This window comes from Fulvimarina endophytica, assembly GCF_003403015.1.
Classification (GTDB): domain Bacteria; phylum Pseudomonadota; class Alphaproteobacteria; order Rhizobiales; family Rhizobiaceae; genus Fulvimarina; species Fulvimarina endophytica.
In genome coordinates this window covers 131,646-151,130 of record NZ_QURL01000004.1, presented here as the reverse complement: position 1 = coordinate 151,130, position 19,485 = coordinate 131,646, and the positions used below count along the sequence as shown (strand labels likewise).

Sequence of the window (19,485 nt, the reverse complement as noted above, 5' to 3'; positions counted from 1 at the left end):
ATGCGGAGAGGATGGACTGCGGGGTCTGCGTCGAGCCCGGCCGGTTCGAGCTGGAGAGCCGCCCGGTGCCGGGAATAGCGCCGGAGGGCTGGGTTCTCGTCGATATCGCCGCGATCGGCATCTGCGGCACCGACTACCACATCTTCGAGGGCAAGCACCCGTTCCTCGCCTATCCACGCGTGATCGGCCACGAACTGTCGGGTCATGTGGCCGAGGGGCCGGACGCCGGACGGCTCGTCACGATCAATCCCTATCTGTCCTGTGGAACCTGCCGCGCGTGCCGGCGCGGCAAGCCGAATTGTTGTGCGGCGATCGAGGTTCTCGGGGTCCACCGCGATGGCGGCATGTGCCGGCGGATCGCGGTGCCCCGGGACAATCTCTACCCGGCGGACGGGCTTGATCCGATCCAGGCCGCGATGGTCGAGTTTCTCGCCATCGGCGCCCATGCGGTGGCGCGCTCGCGGGTTGGAAGCGGCGATCTCGTTCTCGTCGCGGGGGCGGGGCCGATCGGGCTCGGCACGGCGATCTTCGCACGGCTCGCCGGCGCGAAGGTGCACCTCCTCGACCGCAGTGCGGCGCGGTTGAAGCTGATGGCCGACCGCTTCGGTTTCACCGAGAGCCATCTCGTCGGCGAGAACCCCCTGCATGGGCCTGCGGCGGAGGGGTTCGACGCGGTCTTCGACGCGACCGGAAACGCCGCGGCCATCGAGGCCGGCTTTCCGCTCGTCGCCCATGGCGGCAGTACGATCCTCGTCAGTGTCGTCAAGGACGACATCACCTTCAAGGATTCGGAGTTTCACAAGCGGGAATCGTGCATTATCGGTTCGCGCAATGCGCTCGCCTCGGATTTCGAGCGCGTGATGCAGGCCATCAGAGACGGTCACGTTCCGACGGACGCGATCGCCTCCGAAGTGCTGCCGCTCGCCGAGATGCCCGACCGCTTCCCGAAGCTCGCCCAGAACCGGGAGCATATCGTCAAAGTGCTGGTGACCCCATGACCGAAACTCGCCCTCCGCTCGCCCTGAGATTGCACGATGCCGACAATGTCGTCGTCGCGCTGAGGGAGATCCCTGCCGGTGCTGCGATCATGGACGGGATCTCGGCGAGCGTGCGGATACCCTCGGGGCACAAGGTCGCGATCATGCCGATCGCTTCGGGGGCGCCGGTGATCAAATACGGCCAGGTCATCGGCGCCGCGAGCCTCGCGATCGCGCCGGGAGACCATGTTCACGTGCACAATCTCGGAATGGGCGAGCACCGCCAGGACTATGCCTTCGCGAGCGCCGCGACACGCCTCGATCCCGTTACCGTGCCAGCGACGTTCAGGGGCTTCCATCGCCCGTCCGGCCGGGTCGGCACGCGCAACTATCTGGGCATCCTCACCTCGGTGAACTGTTCGGGCTCTGTCGCCCGCTTCGTCGCCCACGAGGTCGCGCGCCGGTGCCTTCTCGACGAATTTCCGAATGTCGACGGGATCGTGCCGATCGTCCACGGAACGGGTTGCGGTATGTCGGGCGAGGGCGAGGGATACGAAACGCTCTTTCGCACGCTCGCGGGCTACGGCCACAACGCCAATTTCGGCGGCATCCTGATGCTCGGGCTCGGCTGCGAGGTCATGCAGATCGGCGACCTCGTCGACCGGAAGGTGCTGAACGACAAGGCCCGCTTCCGCTACATGACGATCCAGGAGAGCGGAGGGACGAAGGCGACGATCGAGCGGGCGATCGCCGCGATCCGCGAGCTTGCCGCCGAGGCTGACAAGGCGGTGCGCGAGGAGGCCTCGGCTTCCCACCTCGTCCTCGGCATGCAGTGCGGCGGCTCGGACGGCTATTCCGGGATCACCGCGAACCCGGCTCTCGGCTATGCGTCCGATCTTCTCGTGCGCCATGGCGGCACCTCGATCCTGTCGGAGACCCCCGAGATCTACGGCGCCGAACATCTCCTCACCCGCCGTGCGGCGGACGAGGCGACCGGCCGACGGATCGTCGATCTCATCGAATGGTGGGAGGATTATACGGCGCGCAATTTCGGCGAGATGGACAACAACCCGTCCCCCGGCAACAAGCGCGGCGGACTGACGACGATTCTCGAAAAGAGCCTCGGCGCGGTCGCCAAGGGCGGCACCGCACCGCTTGCCGGCGTCTACAAATATGCCGAGCCGATCGACCGGCGGGGCTTCGTCTACATGGACAGCCCCGGTTACGATCCCTGCTCGGTCACGGGGCAGGTGGCCTCCGGCGCCAATCTCATCGCCTTCACCACGGGCCGCGGCAGCGTGTCGGGCTACCAGCCGGTGCCGGGCATCAAGATCGCCTCCAATCCCGATCTCTGGAAGCGGATGGAGCCGGACATGGACGTCAACTGCGGCGCGATCCTGACCGGTTCGAGCCTTGCCGAGAAGGGCGAGGAGATCTTCCGCCTTCTCCTTCGGGTCGCCTCCGGCGAGAAGAGCAAGAGCGAGGCCCAGGGCTTCGGCACGGTCGAATTCGTGCCCTGGCAGATCGGCGCCGTCATGTAGCGGCGGCGCGTCACCCGATCCGGGCGAGGACGATCCATCCCCCCTCGCTCGCCGTCATCATCCCGGTGGGCAGCCGCCTCGAGACCCGTCATTAGGCCATGTCGAACATCATGCGAATCCGCGAACCCTACGAGATCCGCGACGAGCGGTTCCGCTCGATCTGCCTTGCCAATGTCGATCTTCACCGGCTCGACGATACGAGCCACTGGGCGGAGGGGCCGGTCTGGTTCGGCGATGCCGATTGCCTGCTCTGGAGCGACATCCCGCAAAACCGGATCATGCGCTGGACGCCGAGCGGCGGGGTCTCGGTCTATCGCACGGCGTCGAACTTCGCGAACGGTCACACCCGCGACCGGGACGGGCACCTCGTCTCCTGCGAACACCTGACGCGGCGCGTCACCCGCACCGAGCGGGACGGCCGCATCACGGTGCTGGCCGACGCCTTCGAGGGGCGGCGGCTGAATTCGCCCAACGATGTGGTGGTCAAACGCGACGGCACCGTCTGGTTCACCGATCCGACCTACGGAATCCTGACCGATTACGAGGGCGACCGGGCCGAGCCCGAACAGGACGCGCGGGCCGTCTACCGGCTCGATCCCGCATCTGGCTCGCTCACCCGCGTCGCATCGGATTTCGCCCAGCCGAACGGCCTTGCCTTCTCGCCCGACGAAACCGTTCTCTACGTCGCCGAATCGGGCGCCTCCCACGACCCGGATATCCCTCGGATCATCCGCGCCTTCGACGTGCGCGAAGACGGCAGCCTCTCTGCAGGGCGAAGCTTCGCGGCCGTGGACTGCGGCCTTCCCGACGGAATTCGTGTGGACACGCAAGGCCGCGTCTGGTCCAGCGCGGCGGACGGCGTCCATTGCTTCGCGCCCGACGGAACGTTGATCGGCAAGATCCTCGTGCCGGAGGTCGTCGCCAATCTCTGCTTCGGCGGCATCAGGCGCAATCGGCTCTTCATCGCGGCGACCCGATCGATCTACGCAATCTACGTGAACGCGGAAGGACTGCCGGTCGTCTGAGCGGGACATCGCCCGATTTTGACGCCGGACGACTTCTATGTATACGTTGCCGAAAACGCGCTCCAGCATCCGGTCCCGTCTCTGCGGTTCCGCCGAAGCGACCCTTGCGAGCGCCTGAAACAGGTAAGGAAAGATACGAGATGGCAGGACGTTTGGACGGCAAGGTCGCGGTGTGTACGGCTGCCGGACAGGGAATCGGCCGCAGGGTCGCGGAAGCGTTCCTGTCCGAGGGAGCGAAAGTTTTCGCGAGCGATCTCGACGCCGGCAAGCTCGAGGGTCTCGACAGGTTCGGAACCGTCGAAACCTCCGGGCTCGACGTCACCGACAGCAAGGCGGTCTCGGCCTATCTCGCCTCGCTTCCGGCCCCCGACATCCTCTTCAACTGCGCCGGCTACGTGCACCACGGAACCGTTCTCGACTGCGACGAGGCGGCCTGGGACTTCTCCTTCGATCTCAACGTCAAGGCGATGCACCGCACGATCTCCGGTCTCCTTCCGCGAATGCTGGAGAAGGGCGGCGGCTCGATCATCAACATGTCCTCGGCTGCGAGTTCCCTGAAAGCCGCACCGAACCGCTATGTCTATATGGCGACCAAGGCCGCGGTGATCGGGCTCACCCGCTCAGTCGCCATCGATTTCATCAAGCATGGCATTCGCTGCAACGCGATCTGTCCGGGCACCATCGAATCGCCGTCCCTCGAGGGCCGGATCGCCGATCTCGGCAAGTCCGTCGGCGGGACCGACAAGGCCAAGACGATGTTCGTCGAGCGCCAGCCCATGGGGCGCCTCGGCACGCCCGACGAGATCGCGAGCCTCGCTCTCTATCTCGCCTCGGACGAAAGCGCGTTCACGACCGGGACGACGCAGCTGATCGACGGCGGCTGGTCGCTCTGACGCGGAAGGGTTGCCGCAGGTGATGGCGACACGCACCGGGAGTTCTGACGGGGAGAAGTCGGGGCGCCGGCCCGAGGCCGGGAAGCCCGGCGCGGTATCGGCTGGGACCCGAGAGCGCCCGCCGCAAAAGGGTGAACAGGGCTCGCGTCCGCGCCCGAGCCTTCGCGGTGTCGATGCGATGCCGGCGCGCGAGAGAGCCTATCACGAACTGAAGTTCAGGATTCTCGAGGGGCGGCTTCCCCCGGGAACCTCGCTTCTCGAAGCGGAGGTTGCCAGTCTCCTGTCCATGAGCCGGACGCCCGTGCGCGAAGCCCTGATCAAGCTCGAGGAGGAAGGTCTGGTCGAGGTCCGGCCGCGCCACGGCATCACGGTGCGTGCCCAGACGATCGAGGAGATCGCCGAAATCTACGAAGTGTTCTCGACGCTTGAGGTCAAGGCGGCCCAGCTTGCGGCCCGCCGTGGCCTGACGGCCGAGGACGCAGCCCGGCTCGATCAGCTGATGACCCGGATGGAACTTGCGACCGGCCGCGACGACATTGACCACTGGTCGCATCTCGACGACCAGTTCCATTCCGAGATCGTCGCCTTGTGCGGCAATGCGCGGCTGCAGGCGACGCTGCGCCAGTATTGGGATCAGCAGTACCGGGCGCGCATGTCGATCACCGGCCTCAGGCCGAAGCCGACACAGTCCGATATCGAGCATCGCCGGATCGTCGAAGCGATCCTCGCGCGAAACGAGGCGGAGGCCCTGCGGCTTCACCAGGAACATCGCGACCGGACCGACCGTCAGCTCCTGGCATTGCTGGAAGGGGCGGCCGGGCGGATGCCGGGACGCCCTTGACGACCGGAGCCGAACCCGTCGTTTTCGCTGACGTATACGTTGTGCCGAAGCAGCCGTTCTGTCATGAGCGTCCGGAAGGCGGGGCGGAGCTCGCGCATTCGTCGCAGCGATCCCGAGGCTCGGGACGGGGCCGACCATCGGTGGACGGGATCGATCCGCAGGAACGACCGGCTTCTGCCGCAACGGGAGCGAACCGCATGGGCTTCGGGATCGCGGCGCGAGCGTCGCTCCCCGAGGCCTCGGCGGCGACCCGATCCCGGCATCTGCGGCGGACGTGCCGTCCCATCAATTCACGCAAGCTCGAAAGGACCTGAACATTGAAACTTCTTCGTTACGGACCGGCAGGTCGGGAAAAGCCCGGCATTATGGACGCGAACGGACAGATCCGTGATCTTTCCGGCGTGGTCGCGGACATTTCCGGCGACGTTCTGTCACCGGCAGGTCTCGAACGCATCGCCGGGACGGATCCCGAGAGCCTGCCGGTCGTCGACGGCAAGCCGCGCCTCGGCCCCTGCGTCGGTGCCATGCAGAAGATCCTCTGCATCGGCCTCAACTATTCCGACCACGCCGCCGAAACGGGCGCCACGCCGCCGACGGAGCCGATCGTCTTCACCAAGCAGCTGAACGCGCTTTGCGGGCCGAACGACGATGTCGAGAAGCCGCGCGGTTCCCAGGCGCTCGACTGGGAGGTGGAGCTTGCCGTGATCATCGGCAGCCGCGCGAAATATGTGTCCGAGGCGGACGCCATGGATCACGTGGCGGGCTTTGCGGTGATGAACGACGTCTCCGAGCGCGACTTCCAGACCCAGCGCCAGGGCCAGTGGACGAAGGGCAAGAGCCACGACACGTTCGGGCCGCTCGGTCCATGGCTCGTCACGAAGGACGAGGTCGCAGATCCGCACGCGCTCGGCATGTGGCTCGACGTCAATGGCGAGCGCCGGCAGACCGGCAATACTTCGACGCTCATCTTCGACGTGCCCCATGTCGTCTCCTACCTGTCGCAGTTCATGACGCTGATGCCCGGCGACGTGATCTCGACGGGCACACCTCCCGGTGTCGGCATGGGCATGAAGCCGCCCCGGTATCTGAATGTCGGCGACGTCATGACGCTCGGGATCGACGGGCTGGGAGAGCAGCGGCAGACGGTCGTCGAGGCGCGCGCCTGAGAGGCCCGAACCTCGAGCTGAAAGCGAACCCGGTCGGCGAGACATTCGATGCGCGACCGGGACATACGAGCCCCGGAATCGGGTCCAGGGCTCGAAGCTCTGCCGGCAGGGCGAGGCGGACATCCTTCAGTCGCGCCTCGCGAAGGACAAGCCGGCGCGGGTCATGCGCATCGACATGGGCAATCCCTGCAATGCCGAGCGCCACCGCATCATGTGGTCGATGCTGCAGAACCATGAGGAGCCGATCATCGTTGCTCTGGAGATGGACGCGGCCTGCGTGGTCGTGAGCCTCTTCATGCTGCCGGACGAGCCGGAACTCTTCCGCCAATGCGTCGAGAACATCAGCCGCGTGCGCGCCGCCTGCCACAAATACGGCATGCCGCTGATGATCGAGCCCCTGGTGATGCTGCCCAACGATGTGCGCGGTGGCTATCAGGTGGATGGCGATGCCGAGAAGATCGTCACCCTCCTGCGCCAGGGCGCCAAGGGTCTCGTCTATGGCCGCAGCATCTATAATCACGAGAACACTAATGTCGCCGTCACGGCGCTGATGGCGATGATCCATCAGGGCATCGATGCGATGACGCGTGCGAAGGCCTCCTGCGAGCCCGATCCGGCCATGACGCAACACTACGATCGGCGCTACCGGGTCTATCTTGCCATCCGCGATGCGCTCGGGTTCTTCTGGTCCGAACAGGGCTCAAACGATAAGTCTGCCTGAGGCAGCCCCCCCGCCGCCGATTAGAAAGGGCGCCCCGCGCCGGAATGGACGAGCATGAAAACTGCATCCGCCGACGAACGCCGGCATCTCGGCCGATACAGCCACATCGTCGTCGGCGCCGGTTCGGCGGGCTGCGTCCTCGCCAATCGCCTGAGCGCCGATCCGAGGAATTCCGTCCTGCTTCTCGAAGCCGGCGGCTCCGACCGCTATCACTGGATCCACATCCCGGTCGGCTATCTCTACTGCATGGGCAATCCGCGCACGGATTGGGGCTATTCCACCGAGGCGGAAACCGGCCTCAACGGACGCAAGCTCGCCTATCCGCGAGGCCGGGTAATGGGGGGCTGCTCCTCCATCAACGGCATGATCTACATGCGCGGTCAGGCCGCCGACTATGACGGCTGGCGCCAGCTCGGCAATGTGGGCTGGGGCTGGGACGACGTCCTGCCCCTGTTCCGCCGATCGGAAAACCATCACGGGCTGGGGTGGCCGTTTCACGGCCAGGACGGCGAATTGCGCGTCGAGCAGCAGCGCCTGTCCTGGCCGATCCTCGACGCCATCCGCGAGGCGGCCGAGGAACTCGGCGTGCCGCAGATCGAGGATTTCAACGACGGCGACAATTTCGGCTCCTCCTATTTCGAGGTGACCCAGAAATCCGGCTTCCGCTTCAACGCCGTGCGCGCCTTCATCGGGCCGGCCAGGCATCGCAAGAACCTGCGCATCCTCACCGGCGCACAGGCCGAGCGCATCCGCATTGAGGCCGGACGGGCGACGGGGATCGAGCTGCGCCTCGACGGTCGCCCGGCCCGGGCCGACGGGCCCGTGATCCTGTCGGCGGGCGCGATCGGCACGCCCCAGCTTCTGCAGCTTTCGGGCATCGGCCCCGGCGCGCTTCTCAAGCGCCACGGCATCGATGTCGTGCTCGACGCCCCGGGCGTCGGCGAGAACCTGCAGGACCATCTCCAGATCCGCACCGCCTTCCGCATCGAGGGCGCACGCACCTTGAACGAATGGCAGTCGACGCTCCTCGGCAAGGCCCAGATCGGCCTGCAATATCTCCTGAAGCGCTCAGGGCCAATGGCGATGGCGCCGAGCCAGCTCGGCATCTTCATGAAATCCGATCCGCGCTTCGAAACCGCCAATATCGAATTCCACGTTCAGCCCCTGTCGCTCGACCGCTTCGGCGAGCCTCTGCATCCCTATCCGGCGATCACGGTCTCGGTCTGCAATCTGCGGCCTGAATCGCGCGGAAGCGTCCACATCACCAGCGCCGATCCGCTCGCCCATCCCGCGATCGCGCCGAATTACCTGTCGACCGAGGGAGACCGCGAGGTCGCCGCCGCCTCGATCCGCGCCGCCCGCCGCCTGATGGCCACGAAGCGCCTCGCGCGCCACCGGCCGCAAGAGGTCAAGCCCGGCGCCCATCTGCAAAGCGATGCGGAGCTGGCCGAGGCCGCAGGCGACATCGCCACGACGATCTTCCATCCCGTCGGCACCGCCCGCATGGGAACCGACGCCGGGGCGGTCGTCGATCCGCAGCTGCGCCTGCGCGGCATCGAGGGTCTTCGCATCGCGGACTGCTCGATCATGCCGACCATCGTCTCCGGCAACACCCACGCCCCCGCCGTCATGATCGCGGAAAAAGCCGCCGAGATGATCCGCGCGGCCTCGTGAAATCCGAGGGGCTACACCGGCCGAGTTATCGAGGCAGGCGTGAGCGGGAGCCGCAACGCGGTATAACAGGCGGCATTCGCCCAAGCGCTGCCCGGCATCTCCAAACCGATCAGCCCGCCGCCGCCGGCAGGCTGGTTCTCAACGAATGAACCGCTCGTCGAAGCCCCAGATCATCGGTCACTCATCCCCGGGATACGAAGGAGCCGCTCTCCGCCGGGTCGGTGAAGCGACCGGTTCGAGCTGCGATCGCCGCAAACCATTCGCTGGCCTCTTGCGGATCCTGGAAACTCGGTGGTTCCTTCGCGGCCGTCTCGCATGGACCGCATCCCACCTTGAGGAGCCACTTGCCAGAGCGGGCACCGGAGTGTTCCGCGCCGATATGCGTGAGCACGGCCACGAATACGTCGTCGAGGAAAACGAGACGGCTTTCGAGGCGCTGCGAACCGTTATCGAACATCGTTGGTTGCATCGTGACGACTGGAGGCATGCGAACCGAAACCCTCTACGTGGACTCTCGGGGCGAGATACGCGTTCGGTGGAAGATAAGCTTCACATATTCTTCGACCCGGCCGGGAGCGAGGTTGGTCGGCGTTTCGAAGGCTGGAGCGTTCGCAAGTGCTTGAAGGTGCTGCGGGATCGGCGTGTGATTGGAGACGGGGCCGTCTCACCGGCACAGTGAAAATCTGCCTGCCTTGGGCTCTTGCGGTCATCATAATCGGCTGCACTGGACCATGGGCCTTTGGATGCCCCAACGGCGGCAAGCTCCATTCTTCGGAAATTTCATAAGCTGCTTCGCTGCCAACGACAGATCTCCGGCAAGAACAGTATATCGTCCTGTTTTTGCTCTATGTTTGCCGATCTCGCGTCGGAGGGGGCGTTCTGCCTGCCGCTGGTCAAGCATAGGTCCCTGACCATAGCATGGCGTCGAATTCAGCCGCGAGGGACGCCATGAGCTCTGCGAACCCGGTTTGGGTGCCCTGTCCGACCAGGATGTCGCGGGTCTCGTGCAAGACCTACGAGATGCCAGCCATCGACGACCGGCGAAACCTCTTCCCCAGGATCATCGCTCCCGGCTTCGACGGCGTGCGCGGAAGATCGAGATCGCGGAGGGTCTGTCTCGGCATCTTGCCGTCCGCCCAAATCTTGCGTCTCGGAAACCGCGATCCCCGAAACGCTTTCGCAGACCGACCGAGGCAGTCGCCGTGCGCGCATCACGGCGCGCTCCGCACCCTTCAGCGCGCGTCCCCACATTGCTTCGCGCGCCGCTTTACCGGTGCCGAGCCCGGGCTGACGCCGGGCCCGCTCCACAGATCGATCATGAACCCTCAGGGAGGAGGCCTATCATGTTTGCAGGCAAGAGGAGCGAGGCCGCGGCGCATCCCGTCGACGAGCGTCTGCCCCACGCAAAGCTGTTCGTGCTGGGGCTCCAGCACGTGCTCGTCATGTATGCCGGGGCGATCGCCGTTCCGCTCATCGTCGGGCGTGTGCTGAACCTTTCGCCCGAGGATGTCGCCTTCCTCATCTCGGCCGACCTCTTCGTCTGCGGCGTCGTCTCGATCATCCAGTCGCTCGGCGCGACGCCCTGGTTCGGGGTCAAGCTGCCGGTGATGATGGGCGTGACCTTCGCATCCGTCGGACCGATGGTGTCCATCGCGCTCGCCAATCCTGGTCCCGACGGCGCGCGCATGATCTTCGGCGCTATCATCGGGGCGGGGATCATCGCGATGCTGATCGCCCCGCTGGTGAGCCGGCTCCTGCGCTTCTTTCCGCCGATTGTCACGGGAACGATCATCCTCGTCATCGGCGTCACCCTCATGCGGATCGGCATCAACTGGATCTTCGGCCAGCCCGTCGGGCCGACCGCGCCCAAGGTCGTCGATCCCGCCTATGCCGCCTGGCTGGATCAGATGCGCCAGCTCAACGCGGCAGCCGGTGTCCCCGAAGTTCCCGCAGGGCTGACGATCGCCCCGACGCTCGACAATCCGCTCTATGCCGCGCCGCAGAACATTCTCGTCTCGGCCGTGGTCCTCGTCGCCATCATCCTCGTCATGAAATTCGCGAAGGGCTTCTGGTCGAATATCGCGGTCCTCGTCGGCATCGTCGTCGGCGCCGTCTTCGCCGCGAGCCTCGGCATGATGCATTTCGAAAGCATCGGCAATGCCGACTGGTTCTCGCTGATCACGCCCTTCCATTTCGGCCTGCCGATCTTCGATCCCATCATGATCCTGACGATGGCACTCGTCATGGTCGTCGTGATGATCGAGTCGACCGGCATGTTCCTGGCGCTCGGCGAGATTTGCGGCAAGACGATCGAGCGCACGGCCCTCTGCGCCGGCCTTCGCACCGACGGCCTCGGCACCCTCATCGGCGGGCTGTTCAACACCTTTCCCTACACCTCGTTCAGCCAGAATGTCGGGCTCGTCGGGGTCACCGGCATCCGCTCGCGATATGTGTGCGTCGCGGGTGGGGCGATCATGATCGTCCTCGGGCTGATCCCGAAGATGGGCGCGCTCGTCGAGGCGCTTCCCGTCGCGGTCCTCGGCGGCGCCGGGCTCGTCATGTTCGGCATGGTCGCGGCAACGGGCGTGCGCATCCTCGGCAATGTCGACTTCAAGACCAATCGCTACAACGGCTTCATCGTCGCGATCTCGCTCGGCATGGGAATGATCCCGCTGGTCGCGCCGGACTTCAAGGTTTGGGTTCCCCACGAACTCCAGCCCTTGATCGATTCGGGCATCCTTCTCGCATCGGTCTCGGCCGTCGCCCTCAACGCGATTTTCAACGGATCGACGCGGGACGCGATGGCCGAGGCGCGCACCACCGCAATGGCATCGGACGGCGGCCACTGAGGGCGGCGGATCACCCCCGGCGGATGGTCGAGCCTCTTGCTGGAAGCGGGAGGCTCGACGCCCATTCCTTCGCAACTCGCTTCAGAGCGTCCACGGAATAGATCGTCCGAATCCTCAGGCTGCTTCGCCCATATCGGCGAAGGTTCTGTTCCTGCCTGCACGCTTCGACCGGTACAGAGACTCGTCGGCGCGCGCATAAGCTTGCTGGAACGTCTCCTCCGGCTTGAGCCGAACGATGCCGAAGCTCGCCGTTATCGGGTCCGGCATGTCGATGTCCGTAAAACGGCCCGGCACTTCGTTGCGCAGGGTTTCGATGCGGCTCAATGTCTCCCGGCCATCGCGTGAAGCGAGGAAGATCGCGAATTCTTCGCCGCCCATACGGCCTGCGAGATCGTCCGGCCCGAGGTAGGATCTGATGTGTTCGGCGAAGCGGCGGATCACCTCGTCACCCGTGGCATGGCCGAATCGATCGTTGACCGATTTGAAGCGGTCGAGATCCGTGGCGACGATGAAGCCGGCTTTGTTCGTCGCCGCGTATTTGACGGCAAGTTCCTCCTCGAAGCCACGCCGGTTCAGAAGTCCGGTCAGATAGTCGTATTGCGCCTGTTTCCGCAGGTCACCCGCGAGATCGGCCGCGAGGATGAACAGCGTCAGAACGCCTGTCGCGATCATCCCGGTGGGCGTTCCGAGTGAAAGAAGGATCACGAACGCGTCTTCGGATATCGTCCCGCCCGGTCGCGCGAGCCAGCCCGCGACGCCGACGCTGAGGACGTAGAGCCCATAGAGCGACAGCGCGGCCCGTATCGAAGGCGACAGGCGTCCGCCTCGTGGCATCAGCACGATGAGGGAGACGAGGGCGGCGTCGGCCGCGCCCGTCACGAAACGGGACCCATATCGCCATTCGACGGGCTGCAAGATCCACAAGGCGAGCACCGCAGCCGAAGTCAGGATCCACAAGAATGCGGTCAGGCGATTGTCCATGCCGGCACGGGCGCGAAAGCCCATCGCCAGGAGGGCGAAACTCCCGATGGACGCGTGACAGGCCAGCATCGCGTTGACGCTCTGGTACTCCGGCGCCATCACGCCGATGATCCGAACGCCGTGGCCGACTGCCGAAAACATGAACGACAGCGCCCAGAGCGGGGCATGAGCCCTCAATCCGAACTGCCGCCAGGCAACCAGCAGAGCCGCGCCGAACATCAGGCTGACGGTGATGATGCTGAGCGATGTGACGATAGGAGAGAGCATGGTGAAGACGACTGACGACAAAGAGGCCAGACCACCCCTACCGCCGGGTGTTTAAGCAATTCGCCGCCTCGGCGAAATAGCTGACGGGACGAATATCAAATCCTTAAACCTGTATCCCTACACACTCCTTGTGGTGGGCACGCCTCACAGGCTACCTTCCCCTAGAAATGGTAGGCATCATTCAAGGCAGCGGGCCAGGCAGACGATGTATGCGGTGTGGCTGGGGGGGGGCTTCATCCGCAGGCTGAAGCGGGGATCGCTCATGCGCATTTCCCGTGTGAGAAACTCTGGAAGCCGTTTTCCCGGCAAAAGACGGCACCGCGACAACGGAGACCTGATCAGGCGTCCATCTCCGACGCGCCGTGTCTTCGCAGCATGTCGCAAGCCTGTATCTCGCTCGACGCAGAGCCGCTGCGCAAAGACGTGGTCGGCAGCGTTATCGAAAAACGGGAGAACTGGCTGGGGCGGCAGGATTCGAACCTGCGGATGGCGGCACCAAAAGCCGCTGCCTTACCACTTGGCGACGCCCCAACTGAACTGTCCGGGCATCGCGACGCCCGGAAGGGCTTTCTATAGACAGGCCATGGGGCCTTTGTAAATCGCCGCGGTTCGGCAAGGCGAGACCGCCGGAGGCGCGACGTCTTCGTCCATAAAAAAATCCCGGCTTGCAAGCCGGGATCGATAACGGGTGGGCGCGGGAGTGCGCGTCTGCCGCGCTTCTCCCGCTTGCCGTCCCGTGCAGTCTGATTACTTGCCGGCCTGCTTGGTCGCCTTTTCCATGGCGTCCTTGCCCGGCTTCATCATTTCCTGCGCGACGTTCTGCGACAGGCTCTGAAGCTCCTTGGCATGGGTCGTGTTCAGCTCGGCCTGCTGGCGCAGGAAGCCGGTCTGCAGCTCGATCACCTCGGAGAAGGACTTCGCGCCCATCATGGCGTCGAGGTGCTTGAAGCCGAGATCGGCATTGGCGCGCATCGCCTCGAGTGCCTTCTTCGAGATCTGGAGCGATCCCTGATGGGCGTTTTCCATGGTCGATTCCAGGGCGCGGGTCGCCTCGTCGGCAGCCGTGCGCATGCGGCCATAGGCCTCCTTGGACTGCTCCATGGACTTCTCGGTCATTGCCCGGAACGTCTCGGTCATCTTGGAGGGGTCCATGCCCATCATTGCCTGTGCGTCACCGAGGCCGAACGGGTCGTTCTTCTTCGTGTCTGCCATGATTTTCTCCTGTGCTTGCGAAGCGTTGTATCGTCTTGTTGTAGGTCGGACATTCCGTTCCTCCAACTTTCTGCCCAATTATGTAGCAGAAAATTTTGTGCAGTGCAACATGGATCGCGATTTCCGTAAAATGCCGGCCATTAAGTCTACGGGGAGAATGATGCGCTGTCGCGACGCCACGCGTGGCCTTCCGCGCGTTCGGACATTATGAATGAAGTCTTAAACGACTGCGCCGATCGAAGTCGGACGACATGACTAGCAGGGGCGAAACTGCCGTGACCGTTGGAGATCCGACCATCGAGACCTTGCCCGACATCCTCGCCCTTCTCGCCGACCGGTGGGTGAGGGAGGGACGCAGGAGCGGTGACGCAGTCCTTGCGGCCAGCGCCGATCTCGGCAGGGTCGTCTGGGCCAATGGCGCGGCTTCCGCTCTCTTCTCCATCGCGCCCGGACCGCAGGCCGAGGCCGACGGCGATCTGGCGAAGCGACTTCGGGACGTTGTCGGCGAGGCCGGCCGCACCGGGGAAGCCGGCGAGGCCGTCACCGACGGGCGGGGCGCGCTGGCATCGGGTGAGCCGGTGTCGTGGCGCAGGCTCGTCCTCGGCACGCCCGGTCGCGAATGCTTGGTGGTGCGGGTCGCGACCGGCAGGGATCCCCGTTTCGAACGGGAGGCTCTGGCGACCCTTGCGGAGATCGGGGCGCAGCCCGTCGCCATCTGGTCGCCAGACCGCTCCTGGGCCGATGCCGGTTTCGGCGCCATGACCGATGTCCACCTCGAGGATCTCTACGATCTGAGGGATAGCGATGCGATCCTCGATCGTAGCTTCCTGCCTGGCGGCCGGTCGATCGGACTTTTGAAACTGTCGCGCGGGACGATCGCGGTCTGGCATCTCGGCGACGAGGGGTTCCTGCGCTTCGATCTCGAACCGCAACGAGCCGCGGCAGTCCACCCGGAACGCGCGGATCGAAATGAAGAGCCCGTCGGGTCGCCAGAGGATGCCCACTCCTTCGAACGCGAGATCCGGGATCTGAAGACGGTCGGCGGGTCGCTTCTCTCCGCGGCGGGCGCGGCGCTCGGCGCCGGTCTTCTCGGGCGTCTCGCGGGCAGGACGGAGGCGGTGACGGATCGTGCGGAGGCCCGCGAAGACGAAGCCCTGCCGAACGAAGAGGTTAAACCGCCTCTGGACGAGCGCGCCTCGCAGGCCGGCCCGGACGACGGGAAGGAGCTGGATGAGCGCGACCATTACGAAGATGGCGAAACCCATCCGGCCGACCGGACCGTCGCCGACACGGGCCACGCGGGCGAGGGGTTGCGCGACGATCCCGAAGGAGCATCGCCGGACGAGAATCCGCCTTCTGCCGCGAGCCAGATGCCCCGGGCTCTCGAAGTCATGGGCGCGGGCTTCGGCGCCGCCGCGAGTGAGGCGTTCGCGCTGAAGCGAGGCGATGAAGAGCACGAGGCCGATGATGCGCAGGATCTCGCTCTGCCGGGTTCCGGCGAAGCGAAGGAGCATCCGCCCTTCGTCGCCAGTCTAGCGGGTCAGCCCATCCGCTTCGTCTGGCGTCTCGATCAGAACGGGCGCTTCCGCACGCTGTCGTCCGAGTTCGCCCGTGCCGTCGGGCCTCGGGCAGCCGACGTGCTCGACCTGTCCTTTGCCGATCTCGCCGAAGCGCTGGATCTCGATCCCTCGGGTGCGATCGCCTCGCTCATCGAGCGACGCGACACCTGGTCGGACCGTATGGTGCTCTGGCCGGTGCAGGGAACCGCGAAGCGGATCCCCGTCGATCTGGCGGCTCTGCCCGTCTATTCACGTGAACGCGTCTTCGACGGTTTTCGCGGCTTCGGCGTCCTGCGTCCGGCGGATGCGGAATACGATCCCCATTGCACCGGCCTGGTTCTCGCCGACGGCGCCACGATGAAGGCCGTCGTCGAAGCGGCTCTCGAAGAAAAGCGTGCGAGCGAAATGGGTACGATCGAGGACGATGTCGCGGACGCGGACGAGATCGGGATCGAGGCCGAAGAGGACCCGTCGCCGGTTCTTGTCGGCGCAGATACCGGCGAGGAGAAGTCCCCCGAAGCGCTTGACGAGAATGCGTCCGGATCGGACATCGTCACGCCCGGCGACAGGGTCGTTCACCTCTCCGAGCGCCGTCAGCGCCGTGAAACGCCCCTCAGCGACGAGGAGGCGGCCGCCTTCCGGTCCATCGGCGCCGCCCTTTCGAGAGCCGACGACCAGCAGAATTTCGAAAGCGCCATTCGTTCGGCCAAGGAGAGGATCGCCGAATTCGCAGGCCAGGAGGCTCGCAAGTCGCAGGAGGATCGCGAAAGGTCGCAGACCCCGAGCGACATCGACATGGGCGGCGCTCCCGAACCGGCGCGCCGGTCCTATCGCAAGGATGCCTCGGTCTTTGCCGATCTCGCCGGCTATTACGGGCGTCTTCCGGTTCCGATCCTCGTCCAGAGCGGCGACAAGACGGTCTTCGTCAACGAGGAGTTTTCCGACCTCACCGGTTACCGTGATGCGAGCGAACTCGCCGCGGCCGGGGGCATCGATCATCTCTTCGTCGAGCGCTCTCCCGGCGAGAGCGTGCGCCTTCGCCGCGTCAACGGCGGCACCATCGATGTGCGAGCGCGGATGCAGCGGATCGCCGTTGCCGGCCGCTCCTTCCTCGTCATCTCCTTCTTCGCCTCGCCGCGCCTGACCGTTGGCGATCTCTCGGGGATCGTGTCGGGTCCTGCGGGCGACGGTTCGGAGGCCGCGGCCTCCGCCGCCGCGGACACGATGGACAATCGCCTTCGCGACCTCATGGCGGAAATGGACGGTGCGGGCGAAGCCGTGCTGGTCCTCGACGGCACCGGCGTGGTCGAGGCCGCCAACAGGCGCGCGCGCCGGCTCTTCGCCGGCGAGCGTGCGGAGGGTACGGCGTCACCGGACGGGGCAGGTCCCGTCGGCGCGTCGTTCATCGATCTTTTCGCGCCGGAGGACACAGGCAGCGCCCGTGAACTCCTTCGTGCGGCCCAAGGGCCGGCAGCGCCCGAAGAGCCCGGCGAGGCGGATCTCTCGATCCGTTCCCCCGGCCGATCTGACAAGCCGGTGACCGCCATCAGCCAGCCCTTGGAGACGGGCGGCTGGTGCGTGGTTCTGCGAGAAGGCGATGCGGGCGGTGTTGAGGGCGAGCCCCCGTTTCGCGCCCATGGCGAAGAGGCGAGCGAGGCCATCGACAGGGCGCGGCTGCAGGCGGAGGAGGAATCCTTGCGCAAAACCCAGTTCCTTGCCTCCGTCGCCCACGAGATCCGCACGCCGATGACCGCGATCCTCGGCTTTTCCGACGCGATCGAGGGTGAAGCCTTCGGGCCGATCGGGAATGGCCGCTATCTCGATTACATCCGGGATATCAAACGCTCGGCCCGCCACGTGCTGGACCTCGTGGGCGACCTTCTCGATCTCTCCAAGGCGGAAGCGGGCATGCTGAACCTCGCTTCCTCGCCGGTCCCGCTCAACCTGTCGGTGGGCGAGGTCGTCTCCATGATGCAGCCGGTCGCGGGCGCGGCGCGCGTCGTCCTGCGCTCCAATCTCCCGCCTTCCGTCCCCCCGGTTCTGGGCGACGAGCGGTCCATCCGGCAGATCGTGACCAACCTCGTCCAGAATGCCATCGCCTCGACGCCGCCTGGCGGTCAGGTGATCCTGTCGAGCCAGTATCGCGAGGATGGGGGCGTGACGCTCAAATGCCGCGATACGGGTGTCGGCATGAGCGAGGCCGAACTCGAGATCGCCCGACGGCCTGATGGCCGGATCCGGCGCAGCGGCGGGCGTACGGGGTCCTCGGGAACCGGTCTCGGCCTGCCGCTCGCGCTTGCCATGGCGGACGCGAACGGCGCCGAACTCGCCTTCGATACGGGTCCGCATGGCGGCACCCTGGTCGAACTGCGCTTCGGCCCGGACCGGGTGGTAGGCGCGCAGACGCGCGACTGAGACATGGGGCGGCTGAAATCGGGCTGCCGATAACATGAATGTGTTCGTCCGATTTTGTTAGGGGCCCACCGGGCTAGGCCCTTCAAACGACTTCGGAATTTTTCGCGTGAGCGAGGAATTCCGACTTTAGAATTATTCTAAATACTTGTTTTTGCTGAGCTTTTTCGAAATCCGGCTTGTGCGTGTGAAAATCCTCGGGCACATGGACCAGGCACGGCGCCGGTGAGCCTTCCGGCCACCATCCGCCCCATCCACGCCGATCGACCGGCTTTCGCCCTTCATGGAGTCCGAAAACACCCGATGACCCGAACGACGATTTCAGCCGCCACAATCCTGGCAGCCGGCGGGCTTGCCGCTTTCAGCCCGGCAATCGCCTCCGCTGCCGATGTCAATATCTACACCTCGCGTCAGCCCGAGCTGATCCAGCCGGTGCTCGATGCCTTCACCGAGGAGACGGGTCTTTCCACGGCGACGATCTTCATCGACAAGGGCCTGGAGCAGCGCATTTCCGCCGAGGGTGCGAATTCTCCCGCCGACGTCATCATGACCGTCGATGTCGGCGCTCTCGACGCCGCCAAGCAGGCGGGCGTGACGCAGGCCGTGACCGGCGAGGAGATCAACGAGCTCATTCCGGCCGAGTTTCAGGATGCCGACCACCAGTGGTTCGGCCTGACGGCCCGCGGCCGCGTCGTCTATGCCTCGAAGGATCGCGTGGACACCGACCAGATTAGCTACAAGGATCTCGCATCGGACGAGTGGAAGGGGCGCCTTTGCACCCGCTCGGGCCAGCATCAGTACAATGTCGCGCTGATCGCGGCCTATATCGAGCATTACGGCGAGGATGCCGCGCGCGAATGGGTCACGGGACTTCGGGACAATCTGGCACGGCGTCCCGAAGGCGGCGACCGCGACCAGGCCAAGGCGATCTTCGCCGGTGAATGCGATATCGCTCTCGGCAACACCTATTACGTCGGCAAGATGGCGACCAATGAGGAAGAGCCCGAGCAGAAGGAGTGGGCGAACGCCATCAAGGTGATCATGCCGACCTTCGACAACGGCAAGACCCATGCGAACATCTCCGGCGTCGCTCTCGCCAAGAACGCGCCTAATCGGGAGAATGCCGTCAAGCTGATGAACTTCCTCGCATCCGACGAGGCCCAGCGCATCTATGCGGAAATCAACTTCGAGTATCCGCTCGAGCAGGGCATCCCGACTTCGGATCTCGTGAAGAGCTTCGGCGACTTCCAGATGGACGACATCTCCCTGTCCGACGTCGCGAGCCATCGCGGCGAGGCCTCGCGCATCGTCGACGAGGTGTCCTACGACGGCGGCCCGCAGAGCTGATCCTTCGAGACCGGCCGTCC

At 65.3% G+C, this 19,485-nt stretch carries 13 protein-coding genes, 1 tRNA gene and 1 pseudogene; 11 read left to right on the top strand and 4 right to left on the bottom strand.

Annotated elements, in window-relative coordinates:
* Positions 1–11: 11 nt before the first annotated feature.
* From DYI37_RS10190 to DYI37_RS10155, 8 genes and pseudogenes are all read left to right on the top strand, one after another.
* Complete coding sequence (locus DYI37_RS10190) at positions 12–998, top strand: zinc-binding alcohol dehydrogenase family protein (RefSeq protein ID WP_116683483.1); 987 nt, start codon at positions 12–14, stop codon at positions 996–998.
* A complete protein-coding gene (locus tag DYI37_RS10185; RefSeq protein WP_116683133.1) occupies positions 995–2,518 on the top strand; it encodes a UxaA family hydrolase in 1,524 nt (507 codons plus the stop codon). Before DYI37_RS10190 ends, DYI37_RS10185 begins: the two co-directional genes overlap by 4 nt.
* Before the next feature lie 110 nt (positions 2,519–2,628).
* Positions 2,629–3,543 (top strand): SMP-30/gluconolactonase/LRE family protein, encoded by a 915-nt coding sequence (locus DYI37_RS10180; RefSeq protein WP_116683482.1) that lies wholly within the window; start codon positions 2,629–2,631, stop codon positions 3,541–3,543.
* Between the two features lie 140 nt (positions 3,544–3,683).
* A complete protein-coding gene (locus DYI37_RS10175) occupies positions 3,684–4,436 on the top strand; it encodes an SDR family oxidoreductase (RefSeq protein WP_116683132.1) in 753 nt (250 codons plus the stop codon).
* A gap of 22 nt (positions 4,437–4,458) precedes the next feature.
* On the top strand, positions 4,459–5,277 hold the full coding sequence (locus DYI37_RS10170; protein WP_116683131.1) for a GntR family transcriptional regulator: 819 nt from the start codon (positions 4,459–4,461) through the stop codon (positions 5,275–5,277).
* 317 nt (positions 5,278–5,594) lie between these two features.
* Positions 5,595–6,443: a fumarylacetoacetate hydrolase family protein gene (locus DYI37_RS10165; RefSeq protein ID WP_116683130.1), complete on the top strand. Its 849-nt coding sequence runs from the start codon at positions 5,595–5,597 to the stop codon at positions 6,441–6,443.
* 109 nt (positions 6,444–6,552) lie between these two features.
* Positions 6,553–7,014: pseudogene (locus tag DYI37_RS10160) on the top strand (aldolase); the annotation flags it as partial.
* Between the two features lie 204 nt (positions 7,015–7,218).
* On the top strand, positions 7,219–8,838 hold the full coding sequence (locus DYI37_RS10155; protein ID WP_116683128.1) for a GMC family oxidoreductase: 1,620 nt from the start codon (positions 7,219–7,221) through the stop codon (positions 8,836–8,838).
* 181 nt (positions 8,839–9,019) lie between these two features.
* Here DYI37_RS10155 and DYI37_RS10150 read toward each other — a convergent pair whose 3' ends face one another.
* Positions 9,020–9,325, bottom strand: coding sequence for a hypothetical protein (locus tag DYI37_RS10150; RefSeq protein WP_147307907.1), 306 nt, complete (start codon positions 9,323–9,325; stop codon positions 9,020–9,022).
* A gap of 856 nt (positions 9,326–10,181) precedes the next feature.
* On the opposite strand from DYI37_RS10150, the gene DYI37_RS10145 reads away from it, so the two are divergent.
* Positions 10,182–11,687, top strand: a complete 1,506-nt coding sequence (locus DYI37_RS10145; RefSeq protein WP_116683126.1) for a nucleobase:cation symporter-2 family protein — start codon at positions 10,182–10,184, stop codon at positions 11,685–11,687.
* Between the two features lie 114 nt (positions 11,688–11,801).
* Here the strand turns inward: DYI37_RS10145 and DYI37_RS10140 are convergent, their stop codons facing one another.
* The 3 genes from DYI37_RS10140 to DYI37_RS10130 all read right to left on the bottom strand — a co-directional run bounded on the left by DYI37_RS10140 (position 11,802) and on the right by DYI37_RS10130 (position 14,147).
* A complete protein-coding gene (locus DYI37_RS10140; protein ID WP_116683481.1) occupies positions 11,802–12,935 on the bottom strand; it encodes a GGDEF domain-containing protein in 1,134 nt (377 codons plus the stop codon).
* Between the two features lie 456 nt (positions 12,936–13,391).
* Positions 13,392–13,466: transfer RNA gene (locus tag DYI37_RS10135), tRNA-Gln, on the bottom strand.
* 216 nt (positions 13,467–13,682) lie between these two features.
* A complete protein-coding gene (locus tag DYI37_RS10130) occupies positions 13,683–14,147 on the bottom strand; it encodes a phasin (protein WP_116683125.1) in 465 nt (154 codons plus the stop codon).
* A 275-nt stretch (positions 14,148–14,422) separates the two neighbouring features.
* Here DYI37_RS10130 and DYI37_RS10125 point away from each other — a divergent pair, with 275 nt between their 5' ends.
* Both DYI37_RS10125 and DYI37_RS10120 read left to right on the top strand, forming a co-directional pair.
* The gene (locus tag DYI37_RS10125; RefSeq protein ID WP_158555134.1) at positions 14,423–18,121 is read left to right on the top strand and encodes a histidine kinase dimerization/phospho-acceptor domain-containing protein; all 3,699 of its coding nucleotides are present in this window, start codon (positions 14,423–14,425) and stop codon (positions 18,119–18,121) included.
* Positions 18,122–18,421: 300 nt separating this feature from the next.
* Positions 18,422–19,465: an extracellular solute-binding protein gene (locus DYI37_RS10120; protein ID WP_116683123.1), complete on the top strand. Its 1,044-nt coding sequence runs from the start codon at positions 18,422–18,424 to the stop codon at positions 19,463–19,465.
* Positions 19,466–19,485 lie beyond the last annotated feature (20 nt).

Coding starts and splice junctions, on each gene's coding strand:
- DYI37_RS10130 (WP_116683125.1), bottom strand. CDS start 14,147: ATGGCAGACACGAAGAAGAACGACCCGTTCGGCCTCGGTGACGCACAG.
- DYI37_RS10170 (WP_116683131.1), top strand. CDS start 4,459: ATGGCGACACGCACCGGGAGTTCTGACGGGGAGAAGTCGGGGCGCCGG.
- DYI37_RS10155 (WP_116683128.1), top strand. CDS start 7,219: ATGAAAACTGCATCCGCCGACGAACGCCGGCATCTCGGCCGATACAGC.
- DYI37_RS10175 (WP_116683132.1), top strand. CDS start 3,684: ATGGCAGGACGTTTGGACGGCAAGGTCGCGGTGTGTACGGCTGCCGGA.
- DYI37_RS10150 (WP_147307907.1), bottom strand. CDS start 9,325: ATGCCTCCAGTCGTCACGATGCAACCAACGATGTTCGATAACGGTTCG.
- DYI37_RS10185 (WP_116683133.1), top strand. CDS start 995: ATGACCGAAACTCGCCCTCCGCTCGCCCTGAGATTGCACGATGCCGAC.
- DYI37_RS10120 (WP_116683123.1), top strand. CDS start 18,422: ATGACCCGAACGACGATTTCAGCCGCCACAATCCTGGCAGCCGGCGGG.
- DYI37_RS10190 (WP_116683483.1), top strand. CDS start 12: ATGGACTGCGGGGTCTGCGTCGAGCCCGGCCGGTTCGAGCTGGAGAGC.
- DYI37_RS10140 (WP_116683481.1), bottom strand. CDS start 12,935: ATGCTCTCTCCTATCGTCACATCGCTCAGCATCATCACCGTCAGCCTG.
- DYI37_RS10180 (WP_116683482.1), top strand. CDS start 2,629: ATGCGAATCCGCGAACCCTACGAGATCCGCGACGAGCGGTTCCGCTCG.
- DYI37_RS10145 (WP_116683126.1), top strand. CDS start 10,182: ATGTTTGCAGGCAAGAGGAGCGAGGCCGCGGCGCATCCCGTCGACGAG.